This window comes from Zhengella sedimenti (assembly GCF_046506625.1).
GTDB classification, from domain to species: Bacteria; Pseudomonadota; Alphaproteobacteria; order Rhizobiales; family Rhizobiaceae; genus Zhengella; species Zhengella sedimenti.
Genome location: NZ_JBKFFP010000003.1, coordinates 407,877 through 429,465, shown reverse-complemented (window position 1 = coordinate 429,465; position 21,589 = coordinate 407,877). Strand labels below are relative to the sequence as shown.

21 protein-coding genes are annotated in these 21,589 nt (G+C 62.6%); 13 read left to right on the top strand and 8 right to left on the bottom strand.

Going from position 1 to position 21,589, the window contains the following annotated elements; translation table 11 throughout:
* Positions 1-88 precede the first annotated feature (88 nt).
* The 4 genes from ACLB6G_RS11415 (at position 89) to ACLB6G_RS11400 (ending at position 5,081) form a co-directional block, all read left to right on the top strand.
* Positions 89-1,012: an HNH endonuclease gene (locus ACLB6G_RS11415; protein WP_410356293.1), complete on the top strand. Its 924-nt coding sequence runs from the start codon at positions 89-91 to the stop codon at positions 1,010-1,012.
* 88 nt (positions 1,013-1,100) lie between these two features.
* Positions 1,101-4,067 carry an excinuclease ABC subunit UvrB gene (uvrB, locus tag ACLB6G_RS11410; protein ID WP_410356292.1) on the top strand — a complete coding sequence of 989 codons (2,967 nt, stop codon included), beginning with the start codon at positions 1,101-1,103 and terminating at the stop codon, positions 4,065-4,067.
* Between the two features lie 10 nt (positions 4,068-4,077).
* Positions 4,078-4,497, top strand: coding sequence for a hypothetical protein (locus tag ACLB6G_RS11405; protein ID WP_410356291.1), 420 nt, complete (start codon positions 4,078-4,080; stop codon positions 4,495-4,497).
* A 17-nt stretch (positions 4,498-4,514) separates the two neighbouring features.
* Positions 4,515-5,081, top strand: coding sequence for a DUF922 domain-containing Zn-dependent protease (locus ACLB6G_RS11400; protein WP_410356290.1), 567 nt, complete (start codon positions 4,515-4,517; stop codon positions 5,079-5,081).
* A 272-nt stretch (positions 5,082-5,353) separates the two neighbouring features.
* Here the strand turns inward: ACLB6G_RS11400 and ACLB6G_RS11395 are convergent, their stop codons facing one another.
* From ACLB6G_RS11395 to lgt, 4 genes are all read right to left on the bottom strand, one after another.
* On the bottom strand, positions 5,354-7,441 hold the full coding sequence (locus ACLB6G_RS11395; RefSeq protein ID WP_410356289.1) for an RNA-directed DNA polymerase: 2,088 nt from the start codon (positions 7,439-7,441) through the stop codon (positions 5,354-5,356).
* 710 nt (positions 7,442-8,151) lie between these two features.
* The gene (locus tag ACLB6G_RS11390) at positions 8,152-8,421 is read right to left on the bottom strand and encodes a YARHG domain-containing protein (RefSeq protein WP_410356288.1); all 270 of its coding nucleotides are present in this window, start codon (positions 8,419-8,421) and stop codon (positions 8,152-8,154) included.
* A 111-nt stretch (positions 8,422-8,532) separates the two neighbouring features.
* Complete coding sequence (locus tag ACLB6G_RS11385; protein WP_410356287.1) at positions 8,533-9,606, bottom strand: class I SAM-dependent methyltransferase; 1,074 nt, start codon at positions 9,604-9,606, stop codon at positions 8,533-8,535.
* Positions 9,603-10,454 carry a prolipoprotein diacylglyceryl transferase gene (gene lgt / locus ACLB6G_RS11380; RefSeq protein WP_410356286.1) on the bottom strand — a complete coding sequence of 284 codons (852 nt, stop codon included), beginning with the start codon at positions 10,452-10,454 and terminating at the stop codon, positions 9,603-9,605. The genes ACLB6G_RS11385 and lgt overlap by 4 nt, the downstream gene beginning before the upstream one ends.
* A gap of 150 nt (positions 10,455-10,604) precedes the next feature.
* Here lgt and ACLB6G_RS11375 point away from each other — a divergent pair, with 150 nt between their 5' ends.
* From ACLB6G_RS11375 to ACLB6G_RS11365, 3 genes are all read left to right on the top strand, one after another.
* Positions 10,605-10,886: an accessory factor UbiK family protein gene (locus ACLB6G_RS11375; RefSeq protein ID WP_410356285.1), complete on the top strand. Its 282-nt coding sequence runs from the start codon at positions 10,605-10,607 to the stop codon at positions 10,884-10,886.
* 323 nt (positions 10,887-11,209) lie between these two features.
* Complete coding sequence (locus tag ACLB6G_RS11370) at positions 11,210-11,716, top strand: type III secretion system chaperone family protein (protein WP_410356284.1); 507 nt, start codon at positions 11,210-11,212, stop codon at positions 11,714-11,716.
* Positions 11,717-11,720: 4 nt separating this feature from the next.
* Positions 11,721-12,071: a tRNA-binding protein gene (locus tag ACLB6G_RS11365; protein WP_410356283.1), complete on the top strand. Its 351-nt coding sequence runs from the start codon at positions 11,721-11,723 to the stop codon at positions 12,069-12,071.
* A gap of 3 nt (positions 12,072-12,074) precedes the next feature.
* Here the strand turns inward: ACLB6G_RS11365 and ACLB6G_RS11360 are convergent, their stop codons facing one another.
* The gene (locus tag ACLB6G_RS11360) at positions 12,075-13,736 is read right to left on the bottom strand and encodes a phosphoethanolamine transferase (RefSeq protein WP_410356282.1); all 1,662 of its coding nucleotides are present in this window, start codon (positions 13,734-13,736) and stop codon (positions 12,075-12,077) included.
* Positions 13,737-13,894: 158 nt separating this feature from the next.
* On the opposite strand from ACLB6G_RS11360, the gene ACLB6G_RS11355 reads away from it, so the two are divergent.
* The 3 genes from ACLB6G_RS11355 (at position 13,895) to ACLB6G_RS11345 (ending at position 16,424) form a co-directional block, all read left to right on the top strand.
* A complete protein-coding gene (locus ACLB6G_RS11355) occupies positions 13,895-15,334 on the top strand; it encodes a TrkH family potassium uptake protein (RefSeq protein WP_410356281.1) in 1,440 nt (479 codons plus the stop codon).
* 240 nt (positions 15,335-15,574) lie between these two features.
* Positions 15,575-15,787: a cold-shock protein gene (locus ACLB6G_RS11350; protein ID WP_099306216.1), complete on the top strand. Its 213-nt coding sequence runs from the start codon at positions 15,575-15,577 to the stop codon at positions 15,785-15,787.
* A 139-nt stretch (positions 15,788-15,926) separates the two neighbouring features.
* Positions 15,927-16,424 (top strand): BA14K family protein, encoded by a 498-nt coding sequence (locus ACLB6G_RS11345; protein WP_410356280.1) that lies wholly within the window; start codon positions 15,927-15,929, stop codon positions 16,422-16,424.
* A 60-nt stretch (positions 16,425-16,484) separates the two neighbouring features.
* Here ACLB6G_RS11345 and ACLB6G_RS11340 read toward each other — a convergent pair whose 3' ends face one another.
* Positions 16,485-17,126: an MBL fold metallo-hydrolase gene (locus ACLB6G_RS11340; RefSeq protein ID WP_410356279.1), complete on the bottom strand. Its 642-nt coding sequence runs from the start codon at positions 17,124-17,126 to the stop codon at positions 16,485-16,487.
* Positions 17,127-17,258: 132 nt separating this feature from the next.
* Complete coding sequence (locus ACLB6G_RS11335; protein ID WP_410356278.1) at positions 17,259-18,149, bottom strand: branched-chain amino acid aminotransferase; 891 nt, start codon at positions 18,147-18,149, stop codon at positions 17,259-17,261.
* A 174-nt stretch (positions 18,150-18,323) separates the two neighbouring features.
* On the opposite strand from ACLB6G_RS11335, the gene ACLB6G_RS11330 reads away from it, so the two are divergent.
* The 3 genes from ACLB6G_RS11330 (at position 18,324) to ACLB6G_RS11320 (ending at position 21,110) form a co-directional block, all read left to right on the top strand.
* Positions 18,324-18,863, top strand: coding sequence for a MarR family winged helix-turn-helix transcriptional regulator (locus tag ACLB6G_RS11330; protein WP_410356277.1), 540 nt, complete (start codon positions 18,324-18,326; stop codon positions 18,861-18,863).
* 41 nt (positions 18,864-18,904) lie between these two features.
* Complete coding sequence (locus tag ACLB6G_RS11325) at positions 18,905-19,621, top strand: response regulator (RefSeq protein ID WP_410356276.1); 717 nt, start codon at positions 18,905-18,907, stop codon at positions 19,619-19,621.
* Between the two features lie 88 nt (positions 19,622-19,709).
* On the top strand, positions 19,710-21,110 hold the full coding sequence (locus ACLB6G_RS11320) for an ATP-binding protein (RefSeq protein WP_410356275.1): 1,401 nt from the start codon (positions 19,710-19,712) through the stop codon (positions 21,108-21,110).
* A gap of 21 nt (positions 21,111-21,131) precedes the next feature.
* Here ACLB6G_RS11320 and ACLB6G_RS11315 read toward each other — a convergent pair whose 3' ends face one another.
* Positions 21,132-21,536, bottom strand: coding sequence for a c-type cytochrome (locus ACLB6G_RS11315; RefSeq protein WP_410356274.1), 405 nt, complete (start codon positions 21,534-21,536; stop codon positions 21,132-21,134).
* Positions 21,537-21,589 lie beyond the last annotated feature (53 nt).

The window sequence follows — 21,589 nt, the reverse complement described above, 5'->3', positions numbered from 1 at the left end:
GCGCGCGCTCCGCGTTCTACAGCAAGAGTAGAGCTGGAGAGCCCTTGTTGAGATCCCGAATGAAGCAGTTACTTACGAGTTTGCCGGCATGAAAGGTGTCTTTGTCCACAAGCCGGACAGCCCATATGACGATGTGACAGGCGAGCGATATCATTTCCCAAAAAACTATCTCGGGCGCGTCGAAGAGACCGTTGGCGACTTGATCGTCTATTACGAGAAGGGTGAGCGCAAAGGGGACAATCACTATACTGGTTGTGCTCGTGTAAAATCGATCTCCACTGACATCGCAAGAGCCGGGCATTTCTACGCTTATCTCGAAGACTACATCGATTTTGATAGACACGTTTACTACCGTGAGGATGGCGGGTTTGAGAAAAAGCTCGTCTTGCCGGACGGTTCGATCAATGGCGGCGTAGCTATCAACGCCGTCAGGCTGATCGGCGAGGATGAATTTGCACGGATCATCAATGCCGGACTTTCCGAAGAGCCGGAATGGCCGGACCGATACGATCAGCCGGAGGGGGAGAAACCACCTGACAATCAACCCTCAACACCGGGCTTTTTCGACTATGGCGCAAATCAGCCGAAAATCATTGGTGCACCAGCCAATCGCCCGGTAATCGAGCAATTGGTTGCACGGAAATGGCGTGACCGGAAGTTCAAGCATCATGTCAGAAGGGCCTATGACCGCACCTGCGCATTTACCGGGCTTCGGCTCATCAATGGAAAGGGCAGACCGGAAGTGGAGGCGGCTCACATACGCCCGGTCGAACATGGCGGGAACGACTGGGTCCGCAATGGGATTGCATTGTCGGGTACCGTCCACTGGATGTTCGATCGCGGACTATTGTCTCTCTCCGATGATTTCACCATTCTGACTTCCAGGCATCTGAACCACGATGTCGGGCACCTGCTCAGGCCGGACATGAAGGCGCTCGTGCCTGCCGACGACCGGCTTCAGCCTCATCCCCTCTACTTGAACTGGCATCGCGAAAACTGCTTCAAGGGATAGTCCCTCCTGCCACCTTCCTGTCAGCATCCCCCTTGTGCCTCCCCTCCCGCCCCTTCCCTTTCGGCGGGACTCTGCCCATATTGCGGCCATGGCCGGATCATCGAAAAAGACAGGCAAGCCCTCCGGGTTTGGCGAAGCCCCGCAGGCGCCCTTCGAGGGCGCGCCGCTGACCGGCGATATCGCCGGTTGGGCAGCGGAAATCGCACGTGAAGCGGAGCAAGGCGGAGCGCCGCGCAAGATTTCCGCCACTGAAATAAGCCAGATCGCACGTGAAGCGGAGCAAGGCGGAGCGCCGCGCAAGATTTCCGCCACTGAAATAAGCCAGATTGAACGCGAGGCCGAGGAAGCCGCACTCCGCGAGGCGAAGCAGGCCCGCAGGGAGGAGATGCGCGAGATCCGTTCGAAGGCCGGCACGCACCGGGTGAAAGCCGCGGGAAAGACCGCCAAGGCCCCGGCGGATGCCGCGCCCAGGGGCCGCAAGACCACCGAGAAGCGCACCGGCGGCGGCACGCTGATCGGTGGCACCAACGATCCGAAAGCGCGCGCGGCGGCAGGCCTCAACCCCGTCGCCGGCGTCGATGTCAGCCTTGAGGAAGCCACGGGCCTGTCCGCCGCGGGCGTCACCGCCACCGTGGAGGCGCTGTCGCGGCTCATCGAGACGGGCGACCCGAACCTGCGCGAAAAGGCCTGGGTGCCGCACCGCCCCGCCCGCCCGGAGAAATCCGAGGGCGGGATTCCGCTGCGCATGGTCACCGACTTCGCGCCCTCCGGCGACCAGCCGACCGCGATCCGCGATCTGGTCGAGGGCGCCAACGAGAATGAAAGGACGCAAGTCCTGCTTGGCGTCACCGGATCCGGCAAGACCTTCACCATGGCCAAGGTGATCGAGGAGACGCAGCGCCCGGCGGTCATCCTGGCGCCCAACAAGACGCTGGCCGCCCAGCTTTACGGCGAATTCAGGAAGTTCTTCCCCGACAACGCGGTGGAGTATTTCGTCTCCTATTACGACTACTACCAGCCGGAAGCCTATGTGCCGCGCTCGGACACCTATATCGAGAAGGAATCCTCGATCAACGAGCAGATCGACCGGATGCGCCACGCCGCCACGCGCGCCCTGCTGGAGCGCGACGACGTCATCATCGTCGCCTCGGTCTCCTGCATCTACGGTATCGGCTCGGTGGAAACCTACACCGCCATGGCCTTCCAGATGTCGGTGGGCGACCGCATCGACCAGCGCGAACTGCTCGCCGACCTCGTCGCCCAGCAATACAAGCGCCAGGACATCAACTTCGTGCGCGGCTCCTTCCGCGTGCGCGGCGACACCATCGAGATCTTCCCCGCCCACCTGGAGGACCAGGCCTGGCGCATCTCGCTGTTCGGCGACGAGATCGACTCCATCACCGAGTTCGACCCGCTGACCGGCCAGAAGACCGGCGACCTGAAGACGGTGAAGATCTACGCCAACTCGCACTATGTCACGCCCAAGCCGACGCTCAACCAGGCCGTCAAGGCCATCAAGGAAGAGCTGAAATGGCGGCTGGCGGAACTGGAAAAGGCCGGCCGCCTGCTGGAGGCCCAGCGGCTGGAGCAGCGCACGCGCTTCGACATCGAGATGCTGGAGGCGACCGGCTCCTGCCAGGGCATCGAGAACTATTCGCGCTACCTGACCGGCCGCGCGCCGGGCGAGCCGCCGCCCACGCTGTTCGAATACATCCCCGACAACGCCATCCTGTTCATCGACGAGAGCCACGTCACCGTGCCGCAGATCGGCGGCATGTACCGGGGCGACTTCCGCCGCAAGGCGACGCTGGCCGAATACGGCTTCCGCCTGCCCTCCTGCATGGACAACCGCCCGTTGCGCTTCGAGGAATGGGATGCCATGCGCCCGGCCACGGTGGCGGTGTCGGCCACGCCCGGCGGCTGGGAGATGGAGGAGGCCGGCGGCGTCTTCGCCGAGCAGGTCATCCGCCCGACCGGCCTGATCGACCCGCCGGTGGAGGTGCGCCCGGCCCGCAGCCAGGTGGACGACGTGCTGGGCGAGATCCGCGCCACGGCCGCCGCCGGCTACCGCACGCTGTGCACGGTGCTGACCAAGCGCATGGCCGAGGACCTGACCGAATACCTCCACGAGCAGGGCGTGCGCGTGCGCTACATGCATTCCGACATCGACACGCTGGAGCGCATCGAGATCATCCGCGACCTGCGCCTCGGCGCCTTCGACGTGCTGGTCGGCATCAACCTGCTGCGCGAGGGCCTCGACATTCCCGAATGCGGCTTCGTGGCCATCCTCGATGCCGACAAGGAGGGCTTCCTGCGCTCCGAGACCTCGCTGATCCAGACCATCGGCCGCGCCGCGCGCAATGTCGACGGCAAGGTCATCCTCTATGCCGACAGGGTGACCGGCTCCATGCAGCGCGCCATGGACGAGACGAACCGCCGCCGCGAGAAGCAGTTGGCCTGGAACGCCGAGCACGGCATCACGCCGGAAAGCGTCAAGTCGCGCATCGCCGACATCCTCGACAGCGTCTACGAGGCCGACCACGTGCGCGCCTCCATTTCCGGGCCGGGTGGCCACGCGAAGAGCGAAGGCGCGCTCATGGGCAACAACCTGCAGGCCCATATCGAGGCGCTGGAAAAGCAGATGCGCGACGCCGCCGCCGACCTGGACTTCGAGGCCGCCGCCCGCCTGCGCGACGAGATCAAGCGGCTGAAGGCCACCGAACTGGAGATGATGGACGACCCGATGGCCCGCGACGCAGGCATCGAGAACACCCGCGAGAGCCGCAAGCGCGCCGCGACCGGAAATCGCACGCCGGCGAAGGAAGCCGGCCTGTTCCGCAAGCCCGATCTGGACGAGATGACCGTGGGCCGCACGGAGAAACCGCTCTCCGGATCGCACGTTGAGCGAAGCGAAGCGCAAGATCCGGAGCACCCGGAAACCCGTTCGCCCGGTCCGGTGAAGCGCGAGCGGATCGGCGCCGGCTCCTACGAGGATGCGGGCGAGGAGAAGCGCCGCAAGCGCCGCCCCGGCAAGACGGGCCGGCCTGGGCGGTGAGACTTCGGAATTGGAACCAATAGATTTTCCAGGATTGATTGTGGAACACAGACGGACGTCAAATTTTATTGTGAAACCCGCGCCGGAGAAACACGCTGGCTTAGGGCGCGTTCTCATCAATTATCAACGAAGAGACAACGCAAAACGATTCCAAATAGTAAGAATTGTCTCTGAAAACGGACGACAAGCTTACGCTGCCGCAATTGGTCATTATGACGATCCGTCGTACATTAAAATGGATCATGATTTAAGAGTCGCTTTAAATTTAAATATTGATGATAATGTTCAATTGGAGATTACAAAAACCGGTATTATTGGATCATATATTTGGTACATCATGGCGCGAGATCCAGCGATTCGCATTCCCGCAATACTAGCTTCAATATCTGTAATTTTAGGCGTATTAAGTATATATTTATCAATGACATGAAATTAACATTTTCATCAGTGATCATAGCTCTTTTCTTCGCCCTTCCGGCCCAGGCCGGCGAATGGAAGGCCACGGAGCGCGTCGCCACCTATCCGGTAACCGGCGGAACCGGGCTGGCGCTCTACCGCTCCATCGGCGAGAACGGCCCGCGCCTCGGCCCCGGCGCCAGCGCCATCGCGCATACGAGTTTCGACCTGAAATGGCGCCGCGACTATCACCCGGAGGGCAGCGCCTGCACGCTGCGCAGCGCGCTGCCCTTCCTCACCATCACCACCACGTTGCCAAGGCCCGCAACGCCGCTGACAGGCGCGCTCGCAAGCCGCTGGCAGGCCTTCATCGACGGCATCAGGGCGCATGAGGCCGTCCACGCGGCCATGATCCACGACCTGGTGCGCGCCATCGTCAGCGACACGGTGGGCACGCGCACGGAAAACGACCCCGGCTGCACGAAAATCCGCCCGCTCATCCTGCAGAAGGTGAAGGCGGCCTATGCCCGCCACCAGGCCCGCTCCCGCGCCTTCGACCGCGACGAGATGGGCAGCGGCGGCAATGTGGAAGGGCTGATCAGGGCGTTGGTGGAGTGATGGGTGACGAACGGATGGAAAGGCGGGAATGGGGCTGGGAGCGGACGGTCCTCTGGCGTCCGTAAACTGAGTAAAGCAGACGTTCGATGCCAGTGGTAGCACGTGCGTTTTCGGCCCAAACCTGACATTCACGTGACCATGATCGTATTGCGACGCGGAGCCCGTCAAACCAGCCGTTCGCTGCAAATGCGAAGTCCAGTTATCTGCGCGAGTCCCGGAAGCCGTGGGTTATGCTGCGCCAATCGAGCACCCGGTGCTTTGATCGTCAGAGCCTATGGAACAATAACGCGCTCGATTTCGTCAAAGGCAGGAACAAGCTGCTTTCGTATCTTGTAAAAATCATTATGTTTCAAACGTCTGGTTGGCTTTCCTGTCTTCTGGCTTCTCGGATGAGCCACACTGGATTCCAGCCTTAGTGCATGAAGGGCCTTCAAGGCTGGTACGGCGGTCGGTAGGGCCGCGGCTAGATTGGCATCATCCAATGCCGATCCATAGTGAGGGTAGGTCTTCCCAGGCTTAAGCCGTCCATAAATCACTGAGAGAAGAAGGTCGCACCAGCTATCAAAGTGTACAAGGAATTTCTCGATATTGGCCTCTCTGTCCCTTTTGAGCATGATCATCATAAGCTCTGCATGTTTATGTCCGGAGCCAAATAAGGTCTTCCAGTCGAAGGGTGTGCGTTTTCGGTCCAGAATGTAGGCGATAATCTCGGGTATACGGCTGTCCGGTGTGCCAACAACGCGTATGAGTTTTGCGGCTCTCAGAACATGCTTGGCCGTTGTTTCGACGGTGCCGTAAGGTTTCGCGAGCTTGTGGGAGCCTTCGACCAGTCTAGCGGCGCAGATTCTGGCCACCTCAGACCCGTCTTCACGCATGCGCGAATTGAGAAATGCTTCGTAGCTCGGCACGCCGTAGATATCCGAGGCAAGCGCCATGACCGAGCGTTTCTTGATCCACCAGTCAGGCTCTACAGAGACAATCCCTTCATACTCAGCGAAGGTGAGTTTGTTCGAAGAGAGTGCCCAAGCAATCAGGGAGGCCTTATATATCGGCTGAAGTGGCAGTGCCCCCGCCTTGGGTCGCAAGAGCAGATCAGATGCGGCCTGCCCGATGTCATTGTCAAAAGGCGGTGGGAGCCGTCCCAGACAAGCATCAAGAATGACCGCAAGCACGGAATGGTAGAGTTCCTGGCCGTCGAGATATGCCTTGATATCTGAGGCCATGCCCGCAGGAACTTTCGCGTATCTGGAGATGTATGATGCGATCTGGGGCGCATGTTCCGGATGGGATTGAAGAACCTTGATGAGCCGCGCATTCAGCCGATGGTTCGGAGTCACCTTGGCCAGAAGATATTTAAATCGCGTGGAATCTGATGACGCGACACGTCCACGGCGACAAAGCTCGAGAATACGCGCTGTGAGCTTCTTCTGATCGATGGCAGGGACAACCGAAGGCTCAGGTGGGCGACTGACCGATTTGATCTCGTCTTCCGGATCGCTGACCTTGCGTATATTGATCTTGGCAGTCTGCGGAAAGAGCCCGATCTCCTTGGAGGCAATGTCCAGCTTTACCAGCTTGGCCCGAAGGTCCTTTTCTGTCTTGGCGAGGATCTTGATATCATCGACATAGCGTAGGTAGACGGTACGCCGCCCGCCCAGTTCGCCAGCTTTGTCCAGATGTTGTAGAACAGCTTCCGAGAGCATGCCCGAGGCTAGCGGACCCTGCGGTATTCCATGCTTATGGTAGATGTTCGTTGGGCCGTTGCTCCATGTCGCAGACGTCCATTTGTGAAGGCACTGCATCAGATATTCGATGGTGTCTTCGTCAATCTTGAGCTCTTTCAGGAAGTGGGCCAGAACATGGTGATCAATCGAGTCGTAGAAAGAAGCCAGATCAAAATTGGCGATGTGGTCATAGCCTCGTGAATGGCAATCCCGCAGACGATCAGCGAATTTTCTATAGCTTCTCTGCCATTTTATGTTGAAGAAATTCGAGGACTTCCCTGCATATAGATGCGCAAACACGCGTTTCTCATAACGCTGCTTCGTACGCTTCTTCAGCTCTTCCGCAATCAGATTGACAATTGCCTGATAGACGATCTGGTCTTCGACCTTCAGCAACGCTATCGGCCTGAGAACGCCGGAAGGTTTGGGCACCAGCACTTTTGAGGCGTGGGAGGCTTCGTAGCGGTCCTTTAGGCCTTCAGCCCTGATCCATTTGAGATGGGTGTCAGAGGCGATGGCGAAAGAATCGTAAGAGTCTCGAAAATACGATTTGTAGGCAGCATCGGGATTGGAGAGCGTCCACCGATAAGCCCTCCGAAGGTTTGTCAGATCAAAGACTCTAGAGAGATCAGTCAAGCACAATGCCCAATCAGGAGAAGCGGCAAATTCACTAACGCAGGGCGAGCCCAGCTAGCTGTGAATATTGATCTGCTTAGCGGACATTTGTAAACGGTGCAGCGAACTTCCGCTTTCCGTCCATTCGAGACCTTCGTTCGCAGCACGTAGAATGGCAGGTTTCGGGAAGTGGCTCTTAGAGTGCGAACGGCTGGTTCGGGGGCGCAAGGCAGACACAACAATCGTAAGCCGTCATCTTCCGGCCTCCCCCCTCTATCCACACCCCCTCGCCCCTCGGCTACCCTTTTTCCGCTGCCTTCAACGGGAACGCGGGTCATGAACCGGGAAACGCGGAGGGCAGGCATGGTTGGCGGCGGAGGCGTGCGGTTGCGTCCTCCGCGTGGCTTGCAATGGGCCCTTGGCCAACGCCCTAGCGCGGGCGGCCCGCCGGCGCCGGTCTTTTCCGGCCCGGCACATGGGCACGAAGCCCCCGTTCACGGGCCCTGACGGGCCTGGAAGGACGGAAGGCGGAGCGGCGGCGACAAGACATGCGGCAGGCGGTCCCCGGATCGCATGAACACAGAACAGACACGCGAAACGGTGACCGCCTGTCTTTCCTTCCTCGCCCTTCATGCGGGCGAGCGTTCTTCAAAGGCCAGACGCGAAGGCGGGCGTGGCGCCGGCGGCCCACGCCCAAGGGGTCAGGCTCCGGGTCAGGCTTCGGGCGAGCCTCAGCGGTTGACGCGGCAGCCGCGGCGGCGTTCCTCGCGCTGGATCTGCGCCACCCGGCGCTGCTCCCAGCGCGACAGACGCGGATTGGTGGTCCAGCAGTCGTAATTGCGGAAGACGCGGCGCGCCATCCGGGTCTGGAAGCAATAGCCGTTCTCGGCATAGATCAGGTTGCGCTCGTACCACAGGTCGTAGCAGCTCTGGGCCGAGGCGGCGGTGGGAATGGCGGCTGCCGAAATGGCGAGCGCGGCGGCAACAAGCAGTTTCCTCATGACCTTTTCTCCATCGTCTCCGGCATGAGCGCCGGTTCGGTCATAGAATGGAAGCATCCGGGAAAGCCGCATTGCCATATGTCAATGAGTGCTGAAAAATCGCCGCGCCGGTCAGGGCATCCAGAGCGATTGCGCCGGGCCGACCGCCAGCACCCTGAACAGGCGGCCCATCTGCTCCGGTCCGGCCAGCCGCTCCACCGCGTCGCGGATGCGCTCCTGCTCCGCCGCCGGCTTGCCCGCGCCCAGTGCCCCGGCGCGTTCCAGCAGGCCCAGCGCCAGCAGGAAGTCGCCCTGGCCGGCGAGCCGCGCCGCCAGCCCTGCCGAGGCGGCCGCGCGGGCCAGCGCGGCGAAATCGACATGCGCGGTCAGGTCCGCCGCGCCGGGGTTTGCCAGCACCGGGTCCGGGCGGTGGCGCTTCACCGCCTGCAGCGTGTCGCCACAGGCCGGGTTTTCATGACCGTAGTCGGGGAACAGCCCGGCCCCGCCTTGGGCGGCGATGCGTCCGGCGATGCGCTCCATCAGCGCGGCGCGCTGCGGCGCCACTTCCGCGATGGCGCCCTCCGGGGCATGAGCCGCATCGGGCGGCAGCAGCGCCGGATCGGCCGGCATTGCGCCCGCCAGGAAGGCCAGGTCGCCATCCACCGCGCCCACCATGCGCTCGCGCCAGGCGCCGCCGGCCTTGACGAACTGGCGCACCGGCACGGCATCGAACAGCTCGTTGCCGATGATGATGAGCGGCAGGCCGGGCAGCGCCTCCACCCGGTCCACCCAGGCCGGGGCCGCCGGGGCGCCTGCCAGCCGCTCGCGCTGGATGGCGGCCAGGCGCGGGCTGGCCTCGATGAGATGCACCCGCGCGGCGCGCAGCATCGCCCCGCCGTCGAGACGGGCCAGCACGCGCAGCATGTCGGCCATCATCGTGCCGCGTCCCGGCCCGATCTCGGCGAAGACGAAGGGCGACGGGCTGCCCGCCGCCTGCCAGTTGCGGAAGGCCCAGACGGCCAGCAATTCGCCGAACATCTGGCTGATTTCCGGCGCGGTGGTGAAATCGCCCTGCGCACCGAAGGGATCGCGCGTGGTATAGTAGCCATGCGCCGGATCGAACAGGCAGGCGGCGAAGTAGTCTGCCACGCTCATCGGCCCGGTCAGCGCGATTCGGGCCAGCAGCCTGTCCTTCAGGGCCGTCACGCCGGCGCGTCCGGCTTTCGCGCCGTCGCCATGGCCCAGGCGCCGGCCAGCACCATGGGCAGCGACAGCACCATGCCCATGGTCATCCAGTCCGTGCCGAGCAGGAAGCCCAGTTGCGCGTCGGGCTCGCGGAAGAATTCCACCACGATTCTCGCCAGCCCGTAGCCGGCCACGAAGGCGCCGGAAATGAAGCGCGGGCGGCCAAGCATCCTTGCCCCCCACACCAGGATTGCCAGTATGATGAACAGGAGAAGCCCCTCCAGCGCCGCCTCGTAAAGCTGGCTGGGATGGCGCGGCACCTGCAGCGGGTCGGTCGGGAAGATCATCGCCACCGGCGCATCGGTCGGCCGGCCCCACAGTTCGGCGTTGATGAAATTGGCCACGCGCACCAGCCCGATGGCCGGCGGCACCCCCGCCGCCACCACGTCGAACAGGCTCCAGGTGGCGATGCCGCGGCGGCGCGCGAACAGGATCATGGCCAGCGTCGTGCCGATCAGCCCGCCATGGAACGACATGCCGCCTTCCCACACGGCCAGCATGTCGAGCGGATTGGCCAGGTAGCGGGCGAGGTCGTAGAAGAGGATGTAGCCGATGCGCCCGCCCGCCACGATGCCGATGGCCGCCCAGACGACCAGGTCGTCGATGTCCACCGGCGTCATCGGCGCCTTGCCATGGGCCCACAGGCGCGGCGTCATCACCAGCCGGCGCGAATACCACCAGCCGAACAGGATGCCCACCACGTAGCCGAGGCCGTACCAGCGCACCGCGAAGGGCCCGATGGAAAAGATCACCGGGTCGATCTGCGGATAGGGCAGCAGGCTGAGCGGCAGGGTGAGGATGTCGGTCAAGGCGCCTGTCTCCGGATGGGCCAGCGGTCCGCGCCACGTTTGCAATGCCGTCCGGCGCAGGTCAAGGCGCACCCGCCAGGCCCGCCACCGCTTGCATTCGCGGCGCAGTGGCCTTACGTGAGCCTGTGTGAGACGAGAAAGGGCTGTCCCATGACAACAGGCGCCGGACCGAACCGCATCCTCGACGAGATTGCCAAGCTGATGACGGATGCCGCGGGCGCCGCGCAGGGTGTGCGCCGCGAGGTGGAGACAGCCATGCGCGCCCAGGCCGAACGCCTCGTCGCCTCCATGGATCTTGTCTCCCGCGAGGACTTCGAGGCCATGCGCGACATGGCCGTCAAGGCGCGAGCCGAGAACCGCGCCCTGTCGGAGCGCCTCGACCGTCTTGAGGCCCGCCTGGCGGATCTGGAATCGGCCAAGGCCGGCAAATAGACTTTTCCAGAATTTTTTTCGGCCGGTTGTTCACAGCTCCGCGCTTCGGAAAAATCCTTTGCGCGGAGTCATTTGGCCCGTCCGGCAGACATTCCGATTCAACCGCCATCCACATCTCTTCGCGTTCCCGCGCCAAAAGGGACTGGTCAGGCGACTCCGGTTCAATACACTGAATCTACGACATGATTCGACACCACGGGTCATGGCGCAAAGGCAGCGGCCGCATGCGTCGCAGGGCCTGAGGGGCGCGTGTCACCAGCGTATGCGTTCGAACCAGCCAACCCGGATGGCAGGATACTGCCGCCGTGCCGGAAAGGAAAGCAATGAGCCTGATCGACATGGACATGGACGACGCACGCACGGCCCACCCGGTGGACGTGATCGAACAGGTCGCCCTGCATTACGACTGGGCCTTCGAGCGCTCCGCCGACGATGAGCTTTCGGTTTCCGTTGCGGGAAGCTGGACCGACTACCACGTGTCGTTTTCCTGGATGGAGGATTTCGAGGCACTGCATACTGCCTGCGCCTTCGACCTGAAAGTGCCGGAAAAGCGGGCCTACGAGGTGATGCGCCTGCTCTCACTCATCAACGAGCAGCTGCTCTTCGGCCATTTCGACCTTTGGCAGCGCGAGGGCGCCATCATGTTCCGGCATACCCTCATCCTCCCGGGCGGCCTGGAGCCTACCGCGCTTCAGATCCAGACCATGCTCAATTCGGCGCTGGAATCCTGCGAAGCCTATTTCCAGTGCTTCCAGTTCGTCATCTGGGCCGGACAGACGGCCGAACAGGCCATGCAGGGCGTCAACTTCGAAACATGCGGAACGGCGTGAGGTCATGGCCCCGCGCAAGCCGGAAATCAGCTGGGCCGATTTCGAGAAGGTGGACGTGCGCGCCGGCACGATCATCGAGGCAGAGCCCTTCCCCGAGGCACGCAAGCCGGCCTTCAAGCTGAAGATCGATTTCGGCCCCGAGATCGGCGTCAAGAAGAGTTCCGCCCAGATCACCCGCCACTACACACCGGAAGACCTGGTGGGCCGGCAGGTCATGGCCGTCGTCAACTTCCCGCCGCGCCAGATCGGCAAGTTCATGTCCGAGGTTCTTACCCTCGGTTTTCCCGATGCCGAGGGCGAAGTCGTGCTGGCCGCGATCGGCAAGCCGGTTCCAGACGGCGGCGCGCTCTTCTGAGATTCAGTGGGCGGACGGCGCCGCGGAAAGTCCCGCCGCGACCGGACGGACCGGCGGCTTGCTTTCCCGGCAGGTTCCGAAAAGGTCCAGCCTTGCATCCCGGACATCGCTCTGGACATCCACCGCGCCGAGCACGGAGTGGAAGAAATTGTCGTGGCTCGCAGGAACGCTCGCCTTGCCGCGCAGGCAATCATCCGAAAGGCCCAGCTCGCTTCGGAAGGACGGCGAGAACCAGGCAAGGAAGGGCACACGCGTCTGTGTTTCCGGCGCGATGAAATAGGGCGCGCCATGCAGGAAGAGACCGTTCTCGCCAAGCGATTCGCCGTGATCGGAGGCGAAGATGAGACCGGTGGCGAGACGGCCCGCCTGTGCCTGCTCCATGCCGATGATTTGCGCCAGGATGTGATCTGTATAGAGGACGCTGTTGTCATAGGCGTTGCGGATTTCCTGCATGGTGCAATCGGAGAACTGCGCCGAGTGGCAGGCCGGCCGGAAGGTTTCGAAAGCCTCCGGGTAGCGCTTGAAATAGGCCGGCCCGTGGCTGCCGATGAGGTGCATGACAATCACGGTGTCACGCTTTGCCTTGGCCATCCGCTCTTGCAGGCGCGCAAGGAAGATGCCGTCATTGCATTCATCGTCATCGCAATGGGCGGGATCGGCGGAATGGGTGAGCAGCCGGCTCGGCAGGCGAGCGGCGATGTCCTTGTCGCCGGTATTGTTGTCCCACCATTCCACATCGAAACCGGCGCGGTGCAGGACGTCGAGCAGGTTCTCGTGATCCAGCCCGCGCATGTCCGAATAGCCGTCGCGGCCATACATGGAAAACATGCAGGGCATCGAGACCGCCGTTGCCGTTCCGCAACTCGTCGTGCCAGGGAAATAGAGCGGATCGATCTTTGCCAGTTCCGGCGTTGTCTGCCGCTCGTATCCGTCAAGCCCGAAATCCTGCGCCCGAAGGGTCTCCCCGACAACAAGAACGAGAAAGACCGGCTTTGCCGCCCTCGAGAGATAGGGCCCGGGGCGGGCATCCAGCCCGATGGGCTGGACCGTGATCTCGCCCTTGCCCAGGCTTTGTTTTGCATATTTCACGATGGCGTAGCCCGGACCGATCGGGTTCAGCGAGAAGACCAGGTCCTTGCGTTCCCGGAACGCCGACGCGAAGGCCGCATAGTCGGAGAAGATCAGCCCGCCAGCCATGGCCAGCATGGCCAGGATCAGCGGCACGTTGATCGCAACATCGCGCCAGAACCGGGTTTTTTTGCGCCGCACAAGGAAAAGGAGACCGACGGGGGCGAATCCGTAAAGCAGGACATGCCAGGCAAGATCGGACGTGAGCAGGTGCTTGGCTTCCGTGCGCGTCGTCGTCGCCGCATTGACGATCATGTCCTTGTCGATGATTGTCCCGAAACCGTCCATGAAATGCGAGGCCACGGCCGCCCCGATCACCAGCAGTGCAGCGGCAGGCTTGAAGAGCCAGGGAAAGGTCAGCGACAGGAACAGCGCGCCATGGACCAGGAAGAGGGCGGCCATCAACCGCCAGGCATCGCCCGGCGTGGTATGAAAGACATCCGTCGCGATCCGCCAGGCGGAAATGTTCATGAGTGCGGTGACATGCAACGCCAGAAGGAACGCCATTGTCCGCGCATTGAGAACCGGCCTTGCCATCACTTCCTTTCTCCGGGCGGCCAATGCGCCGCCGCTGTTTCCCGTCACTGTCTGCCGCAAGGCGGCTTTAACCCGGATGCAGATGACAGAATGCTGACAAACTTGCCGCTGCGGGACCGCCGTGCTATTGCCGGCCCGTTCAACCGGATCAGGATCTGATGGACTTCCGGGCTGTCGTGCTGCCGATCGGCAGATATCTCGTCATCATCGCCGGCACGATGCTCATCCCGGCCTTTGCGGACCTGATTGCCGGCAATCCGGACTGGAAGGTGTTCGCCCTTTCCGCCCTGTGCATCGGCGGGGCCGGCGCCATGGTCGAGGCAGCCCTGTCCGGCCCCCGCACTGAGTTGCGGCCCAAGGAAACCTTTCTCCTCGTCAACCTGGCCTGGTTCGCCTTCTCCGCCGCCTGTGCCGTTCCGCTCTGGGCCTCTGGGCTTGCCATCTCCTACACGGACGCCTTCTTCGAGGCGGCGTCGGGATTGACCACGACGGGCTCGACCGTCCTCACCGGCCTCGATGAATTGCCGCCGGGCATATTGCTCTGGCGTTCGCTCACGCAATGGATCGGTGGTCTCGGTATCGTGGTCATCGGGATATGGCTTCTGCCGGCCATGCGGATCGGTGGCCAGCAGCTCTTCTCCATCGAATCCTCGGAAAAGCACGTCAAACCCTATGGCCGGGTGGAGCATTTCGTGCGTCGCCTGCTCACGCTGTACGGCTTCCTCACAATTGCCTGCGCGAGCCTCTATTTCATGGCCGGAATGACGCCCTTCGAGGCGATCAACCATGCCTTCACCACGGTATCGACCGGCGGCTTTTCGACGACCGATGCCTCGATGGGCGGCTTCGACAGCCTCGCCATCAACTGGATCGCCATTGCCTTCATGGCCTTGTCCAGCCTTCCCTTCCTTTTCCTCATCAATCTGGCCGAGGGACGCCGGAAACTGGAACTCCAGCAGGTGACATGGTTCTTCGCGCTGGCCGCCCTCCTGACACTGGTCATCTTCGCCGTCACACGCGCCAACAGCGGTCAGGGCGATTTCACCCAATTCACGCACGCGGCCTTCAACGTTGTTTCCGTCATGTCGACAACGGGATATGCAACCCAGGATTACCTGCTCTGGGGAAGTTTTTCACTGTCCTTCTTCTTCCTTGTTACTTTTATCGGCGGCTGCAACGGCTCTACGGCCGGAGGTTTCAAGATCTTCCGCATCATCATCCTGCTCAGTTTCATCCGCTCCCGTCTACGCATGGCGGTCCGTCCGAACCGGATTTCGCCGGCTTATTTCGAGGGCGAGATCGTCCGGCCGTCGACCATTGACAGCCTGCTTATCTTTTCGATCCTCTACGCGGCGACGGCGGCGCTTTTCGGGCTGGTTTATGCTGCATTCGGGCTGGATTTCGAGACCGCGCTCTCCGCATCCGTAACCGCCCTGGCCAATGTGGGACCCGGCATCGGCCCGGTCATCGGGCCGGCGGGCAACTTCTCCACCCTTCCCGACATGGTCAAATGGCTCCTGTCGCTGGAAATGATCCTCGGACGGCTCGAAATCATCGGCGGCATCCTCATCCTGACGCCCGACTTCTGGCGCGAGTGATGAAATTCTGTGCAATTCTTGGAGCGGACAATAACTGTATAGAACTACGCCACACTTGTCTTGCCGTTGTCGTAAAACCATGCGATAGTCTGCCCGTTCGGGCAACTTCGGTCCGGAGAATGGCAGTGGCTTGAGACCAAACCTTCCCCGACACTGTAGGACTCTGACGCATATCCGCCCGTGGGGGCGGAGCCGCCAGAAAGGCGGTTCAACTACCAGGACTTCGGAAAGGACCAAGTCATGAGCCAGACCGGCACGGTCAAATTCTTCAACACCGAGAAGGGATACGGGTTCATCACGCCGGACGACGGCGCGAAGGACGTGTTCGTTCACATTTCCGCCGTGCAGGCCTCCGGCATGCAGTCGCTCGGCGAAGGCCAGAAGGTATCCTTCGACGTCGAGCCCGACAAGCGCGGCAAGGGCCCGAAGGCAGTGAACCTGGTCGCCGAATAAGGCGCGGTTTCCTGCATCCAAGGACGGACGCGGCGTCTCGGCGCCGCGTTTTTTTGTGCACCGTTCAGGCTGCGTTCAGGCGGAAGCGGCGAAGATGCGATCCAACAGGCCGCGATAACTGGCCCGAAGGAGAGACAAGATGATCAAGTTCGCCCGCAATGCCCTGCTTGCCATGGCTGTTACAGCATCCGGCCTTGTTCCGCTGTCCGTGGAGGCCCGCGACTTCGGGCGCGGCGTGGAACGCCACGAACGACACGGCGAGATGCGCCGGCATGACCGCCGCCACCGTCCCGACCGCGTCGTCCGCCGCAGCCATCGCAACCGCGATGCCGCCATTGTTGCCGGTATTGCAGGTCTTGCCATCGGTGCCATGATTGCCGACAGCTACACGCGAAGCCGCGCCGTCCCCTATGACGACCGCTACGATGATTTCGCTCCGGCGCGCGACCCCGGCTATTATCCGCCTGCCCCTGCCCGCAATCCCGATGTCGTTTATGCACCACGCCAGGCCGGTGGTGCGGAACCCTGGAGCCGCGAATGGTATCGTTATTGCGAGAACCGCTACCGCTCCTTCGATGCCGGATCGGGCACCTTCATGGGTTATGACGGCAAGCGCCATTTCTGCGTGGCACCGTAAGGTCCCGCAGCCCGGAAAAATTTTCCCTGCCCCCTGCCCCGGCCTCGTGCCGGGGCTTTTTCACGTAAGGAAGGGATTGGTCCGCCGTTCCTCGCCGAAGCGCCCGCCCGGCCCGTGTCCGCACAGGAATCCAACATCGTCGCCGAGCGGGAACAGTTTTTCCTTGATCGACCGGATCAGTTGGTCGTGGTCGCCGCCCGGAAGATCGGTGCGTCCGATGGATCCGCGGAACAGCACGTCGCCGACATGGGCGAAGCGGGCCTTTTCGTTGAAAAAGACCACATGGCCGGGTGCGTGACCGGGACAATGAAGGACCTTGAACACGTGATCGCCGAAGGACACGCTGTCGCCGTCCTCGAGCCAGCGGTCGGGCGTCACGTTGCGCACGGCACCGCCCATGCCGAACATCTGTGCCTGCTGTTCGAGCCCTTGCAGCAGCGGTTCGTCAGCCTTGTGCGATCCGATGATGTCTACGCCGAGAGCGTCCTTCAGGTCCATCGCGCCGCCGGCATGGTCAATATGGCCGTGCGTCAGCCAGATGGCCTTGATGTCAAGGCCATTGCCGCGAATGGTCTCCATGATCCGGTCGACATCGCCACCGGGATCGACAACGACGCCTTCCTTCGTCTCGCTGTCGAAGAGGATGGTGCAATTCTGCTGGAAGCCGGTAACGGGAATGATGCCCGCGTTCAGTTCACCCATGGATCGGTCTCCTTGTCGCCCGGCCATGGATTATCCGGATGCCGCCGCAAGGTAAAGGCGCAGCCTTCAGCCCAAACGAAGACGGGCGGCCTCGTCGGCCGCCCGATCCCGAACCCGCCAGGAGCCGGTTGTTTACTCGGCAGCCATGCGCTTGGGTTGCACTTCCGCCATGTAGTCGTCGACCAGCGTCCGGGTGATCTCGCCGGGCTCGAAACGGTAGGGACCGATTTCGGAGACGGGCGTCACTTCCGCCGCCGTGCCGGTCAGGAAGCACTGTTCGAAGCCCTCCATCTCCTCCGGCATGATCACGCGTTCCACGACCTCATATCCGCGCGCCTTGGCAAGGCCGATCACGGTACGGCGGGTGATGCCATCCAGGAAGCAATCCGGGGTCGGCGTGTGGATCACCCCGTCCTTGACGAAGAAGACATTGGCGCCGGTCGCTTCCGCCACCTGTCCGCGCCAGTCCAGCATGAGCGCATCGGCATAGCCCTTGGCTTCCGCGGCATGCTTGGAAAGGGTGCAGATCATGTAGAGGCCGGCCGCCTTGGACTTCGATGGCGCGGTGCGCGGATCCGGACGACGGTATTCGGCGAGATCCAGCCGGATGCCCTTCAGCCGCTGCTCCGGGTTGAAATAGCTCGGCCACTGCCAGATCGCGATGGCCAGGTTGATGCGGTTCGACTGCGCCGATACGCCCATCATTTCCGACCCGCGCCAGGCGATCGGACGCACATAGGCATCCTGGAAACCCTGCATGGCAAGCAATTGCCGGCAGGCCTCGTCGATTTCTTCCACCGACCAGGGAATGGTGAAGCCGAGGATCCGGCCGGACTCGTGCAGCCGTTCCGTGTGCTCGGTCAACTTGAAGATCTCGCCGCCATAGGCGCGCTCGCCCTCGAACACGGCGCTCGCATAATGCAGGCCATGGGTCAGCACATGGATCTTGGCATCCGCCCAGCGAACGAATTCGCCGTTCATCCAGATGTGACCTTCAAGCTGATCGAACGGAACCGAAGCCATCGTTTGTACCCTCCCGGATGACATGGTGACAAAGCCGCGTACGCCGGGCAGGAGCATCGGAACATCGGGAAAGGCAGGAAGAAAATTCCCGGAAACCCCGTCCGGTTTGCCTAATCGTGCACGGTGTGGCGAAAACCTTGCCAAAAATTATCATCGGGCGTAATTTAAGTCAACATGACTGACATAATTTCACGATCACAGCCCGCTGCAGCCGGCGAAGACCTTGAGGATCCTGTCCGTTCGCCGCTCGGCGGCGCACAGGAAGGGATCGATTTCGACCTGATCGAACTGCTGTTCTTTGCCTATCGCGACTTCACCTCCGATCCGGATGCGATCCTCGGCCGGCAGGGATTCGGACGGGCGCACCACCGTGTCGTCCACTTCGTCAACCGCATGCCCGGTCTCACCGTGGCCGAGTTGCTGGACGTGCTGAAGATCACCAAGCAGAGCCTTGCCCGCGTGCTCAAGCAGCTTATCGAGACCGGCCACATTGTTCAGGTGCCCGGCCCGAAGGACCGCCGCCAGCGTGAGCTTTACCCCACGGCCAAGGGCCGGGCCCTGGCGCTGGCGCTGGCGCGGCCACAGTCCCGCCGCATCTCCAAGGCACTGGAAGAGGCAGGCCCGCAGAACCGCGCCGCGGTGGAGGAATTCCTGCGTGCCATGGTGGAGAAGGAACTGCGCCCGCAGTATGATCGCCTTCCCAAAGGACGATGACACCGCCGGCCCCTTCAGCCGGCTGGCGAGGGAGAATGCCGATGAGCCGATCCGATGAAGGCATGAACGGCCAGCTGGCCGATGACGCCCCGCACCTGCTCGTTGTCGATGACGACACCCGCATCCGTTCGCTGCTGGAACAGTTCCTGTCCGACGAGGGCATGCGCATCACCACCGCCGCGACGGCGGCGGAGGCGCGGCGCAAGCTGGAAGGTCTCGATTTCGACCTCCTCGTCGTCGATGTCATGATGCCCGGCGAGAATGGCGTCGACTTGACCCGTTCGCTTCGCGCCACGAAGGACGTGCCCATCCTCATGCTGACCGCCCTTTCCGAGACGGGCAACCGCATCGAGGGACTGGAGGCCGGCGCCGACGACTACCTGGCAAAGCCCTTCGAGCCGCGCGAGCTTGTCCTTCGCATCAACAACATCCTGCGCCGCGGCGCGCCGCCGCCGCAGCTCAGGCCCGAGGTCATCGTCTTCGGTCCCTACGCCTTTTCGATTGCCCGGCGCGAACTGAAGAAGGGCGGCGAAAGCATCCGCCTGACCGATCGCGAGCAGGAGATCCTCTGCCTGTTCGCCGAGCGCCCGGGCGAGACCATCGCCCGCCACGAACTGACCGGCAGCAGCACCGATGTCGGCGAGCGGACCGTGGACGTGCAGATCAACCGCCTGCGGCGCAAGATCGAGAATGATCCCGCCAACCCCGTCTGGCTGCAGACTGTGCGCGGCCTGGGCTACCGTCTCTCGGTGGATTGATGACGCCGGGTCTGCCGCAGACCGGTTCCGTTGTGTTATCTCTTGCGAAAGGGGCCGCAACAGGGAACGGGCACATGCCTTTCGAGCCATGAGCGAGGAGACCGCAGGAAAGGGTGCGACGCCGGCCGGCCGGCTTGCCGGCCTGGACGCGGTACGCGAGCGGTGGCGTCATTTCTGGCGCCAGGTCTCCCGCCGCATGCCCAAGCGCCTCTATGCCCGCTCGCTCATCATCGTCATTGCGCCGATGATCCTGCTGCAATCGGTGATCGCCTTCGTCTTCATGGAGCGTCACTGGCAAACCGTGACGCAACGCCTCTCCCAGGCTGTCACGCGTGACATCGCCGCCATCATCGACATGATCGAGACCTGGCCGGAGGAAGGCCACGCCGAGGCGATCCGCATCGCCCAGGAGCGCCTGCAACTGAAGGCCGACCTGCTGCCGCCCGATCCGCTGCCCGCGCCGGGACCCAAGCCTTTCTTCTCGATCCTCGACACGATCCTCTCCGAGGAGATCACGCGGCGCATCAACCGGCCGTTCTGGATCGACACGGTCGGCAATTCCAACGTGGTGGAAATCCGCATCCAGCTTGAGGACCAGGTGTTGCGCGTCTTTGCCCGGCGCAGCCAGGCCTATGCCTCGAACACGCACATCTTCCTGCTGTGGATGGTCGGCACCTCGCTCGTCCTGCTTTTCATCGCCATCCTTTTCCTGCGCAACCAGATCCGTCCGATCCAGCAACTGGCCGAAGCGGCCGAAAGTTTCGGCAAGGGACGGCCGATGCCGGCCAACTTCCAGCCGCGCGGCGCCGACGAGGTGCGCCGCGCCGGCCTCGCCTTCATCCTCATGCGCGAGCGGATCGAGCGCCAGATCGAGCAGCGCACCGCCATGCTCAATGGCGTGAGCCACGACCTGCGGACCATCCTGACCCGCTTCAAGCTTCAACTGGCCATTGCGTCACGCAGGATGGATGTGAGCGCCATGGAACAGGACGTGGAGGACATGCGCTCCATGCTGGAGGGCTACATGGCCTTCGCCAGGGGCGATACGGCGGAAGATGCCTGCGAGTTCGATCTCGTGCCGTTCTTCGCCAAGCTGGAGGAGGATGCGCGCCTGCGCAAGCGCAAGCTTGCGACCGCCGTCAAGGGCAATCCCGTCATCATCGTCAAGCCGACAGCCTTCACCCGTCTCGTGACCAATCTGGCCACCAACGCCCTTCGCCATGCCGGGAAGGTCGAGGTAACGGCCATCCATGCCGCGCGCACGCTGACGATCATGGTCGACGACAACGGCACCGGCATTCCCGAAAACCGCCGGGAAGATGTGTTCAAACCCTTCTTCCGCCTCGACGAGGCGCGCAACCAGGATGAGAGCGGCACCGGCCTTGGCCTGTCCATCGCACGCGACATTGCCCGCAGCCATGGCGGCGACATAACGTTGGAAGACAGCCCGCTTGGCGGGCTGCGTGCCATCGTCAAGCTTCCGGCCTGAGCGGCTCCTGCGCCGCGCGGCCTATTTCTGCTGGATCGACTGCACGAAGAACATCAGTTCCAGGATGCGCAGGCGCACCGCAAGATCCCGCCGGAAACCGTCCTGATCGGATGCCGCGGTAAAGCGGTCGCCCCAGACGGGCATGTCCCGGGAGCCATGGCCGGCCACCTCACCCCGCCCGTCGATCACCTCCATCACCCGGATGAAGGGAAAGTCGCCGCCATTGTTCTTGGAAATCTGCGTCAGGTCCGAGGGCGCGATCTTCATGTATTGCGCCATCGGGCCGTCACCCTTGCCTTCCGCGCCGTGGCACGATGCACAGGACAACAGGTACTCGGTATCCGTGATACCGAATGTGGTTTCGACTGCTCCGGCTGATCCGGCCAAGAGGCCCAGCCCGAATAGAGAGAAAAGCAGAGTTCGCATGCCGATTCCTCCTCTTGTCAGGAAGGAACAGGCTACATCAGACGCAGGACGGC

Excerpts from the sequence above, each read along its gene's own strand:
- ACLB6G_RS11415 (WP_410356293.1), top strand. The coding sequence starts at position 89 with ATGAAAGGTGTCTTTGTCCACAAGCCGGACAGCCCATATGACGATGTG.
- uvrB (WP_410356292.1), top strand. The coding sequence starts at position 1,101 with ATGGCCGGATCATCGAAAAAGACAGGCAAGCCCTCCGGGTTTGGCGAA.
- ACLB6G_RS11390 (WP_410356288.1), bottom strand. The coding sequence starts at position 8,421 with ATGAGGAAACTGCTTGTTGCCGCCGCGCTCGCCATTTCGGCAGCCGCC.
- ACLB6G_RS11375 (WP_410356285.1), top strand. The coding sequence starts at position 10,605 with ATGACAACAGGCGCCGGACCGAACCGCATCCTCGACGAGATTGCCAAG.
- ACLB6G_RS11370 (WP_410356284.1), top strand. The coding sequence starts at position 11,210 with ATGAGCCTGATCGACATGGACATGGACGACGCACGCACGGCCCACCCG.
- ACLB6G_RS11365 (WP_410356283.1), top strand. The coding sequence starts at position 11,721 with ATGGCCCCGCGCAAGCCGGAAATCAGCTGGGCCGATTTCGAGAAGGTG.
- ACLB6G_RS11360 (WP_410356282.1), bottom strand. The coding sequence starts at position 13,736 with ATGGCAAGGCCGGTTCTCAATGCGCGGACAATGGCGTTCCTTCTGGCG.
- ACLB6G_RS11355 (WP_410356281.1), top strand. The coding sequence starts at position 13,895 with ATGGACTTCCGGGCTGTCGTGCTGCCGATCGGCAGATATCTCGTCATC.
- ACLB6G_RS11350 (WP_099306216.1), top strand. The coding sequence starts at position 15,575 with ATGAGCCAGACCGGCACGGTCAAATTCTTCAACACCGAGAAGGGATAC.
- ACLB6G_RS11345 (WP_410356280.1), top strand. The coding sequence starts at position 15,927 with ATGATCAAGTTCGCCCGCAATGCCCTGCTTGCCATGGCTGTTACAGCA.
- ACLB6G_RS11340 (WP_410356279.1), bottom strand. The coding sequence starts at position 17,126 with ATGGGTGAACTGAACGCGGGCATCATTCCCGTTACCGGCTTCCAGCAG.
- ACLB6G_RS11335 (WP_410356278.1), bottom strand. The coding sequence starts at position 18,149 with ATGGCTTCGGTTCCGTTCGATCAGCTTGAAGGTCACATCTGGATGAAC.
- ACLB6G_RS11330 (WP_410356277.1), top strand. The coding sequence starts at position 18,324 with ATGACTGACATAATTTCACGATCACAGCCCGCTGCAGCCGGCGAAGAC.
- ACLB6G_RS11325 (WP_410356276.1), top strand. The coding sequence starts at position 18,905 with ATGAGCCGATCCGATGAAGGCATGAACGGCCAGCTGGCCGATGACGCC.
- ACLB6G_RS11320 (WP_410356275.1), top strand. The coding sequence starts at position 19,710 with ATGAGCGAGGAGACCGCAGGAAAGGGTGCGACGCCGGCCGGCCGGCTT.
- ACLB6G_RS11315 (WP_410356274.1), bottom strand. The coding sequence starts at position 21,536 with ATGCGAACTCTGCTTTTCTCTCTATTCGGGCTGGGCCTCTTGGCCGGA.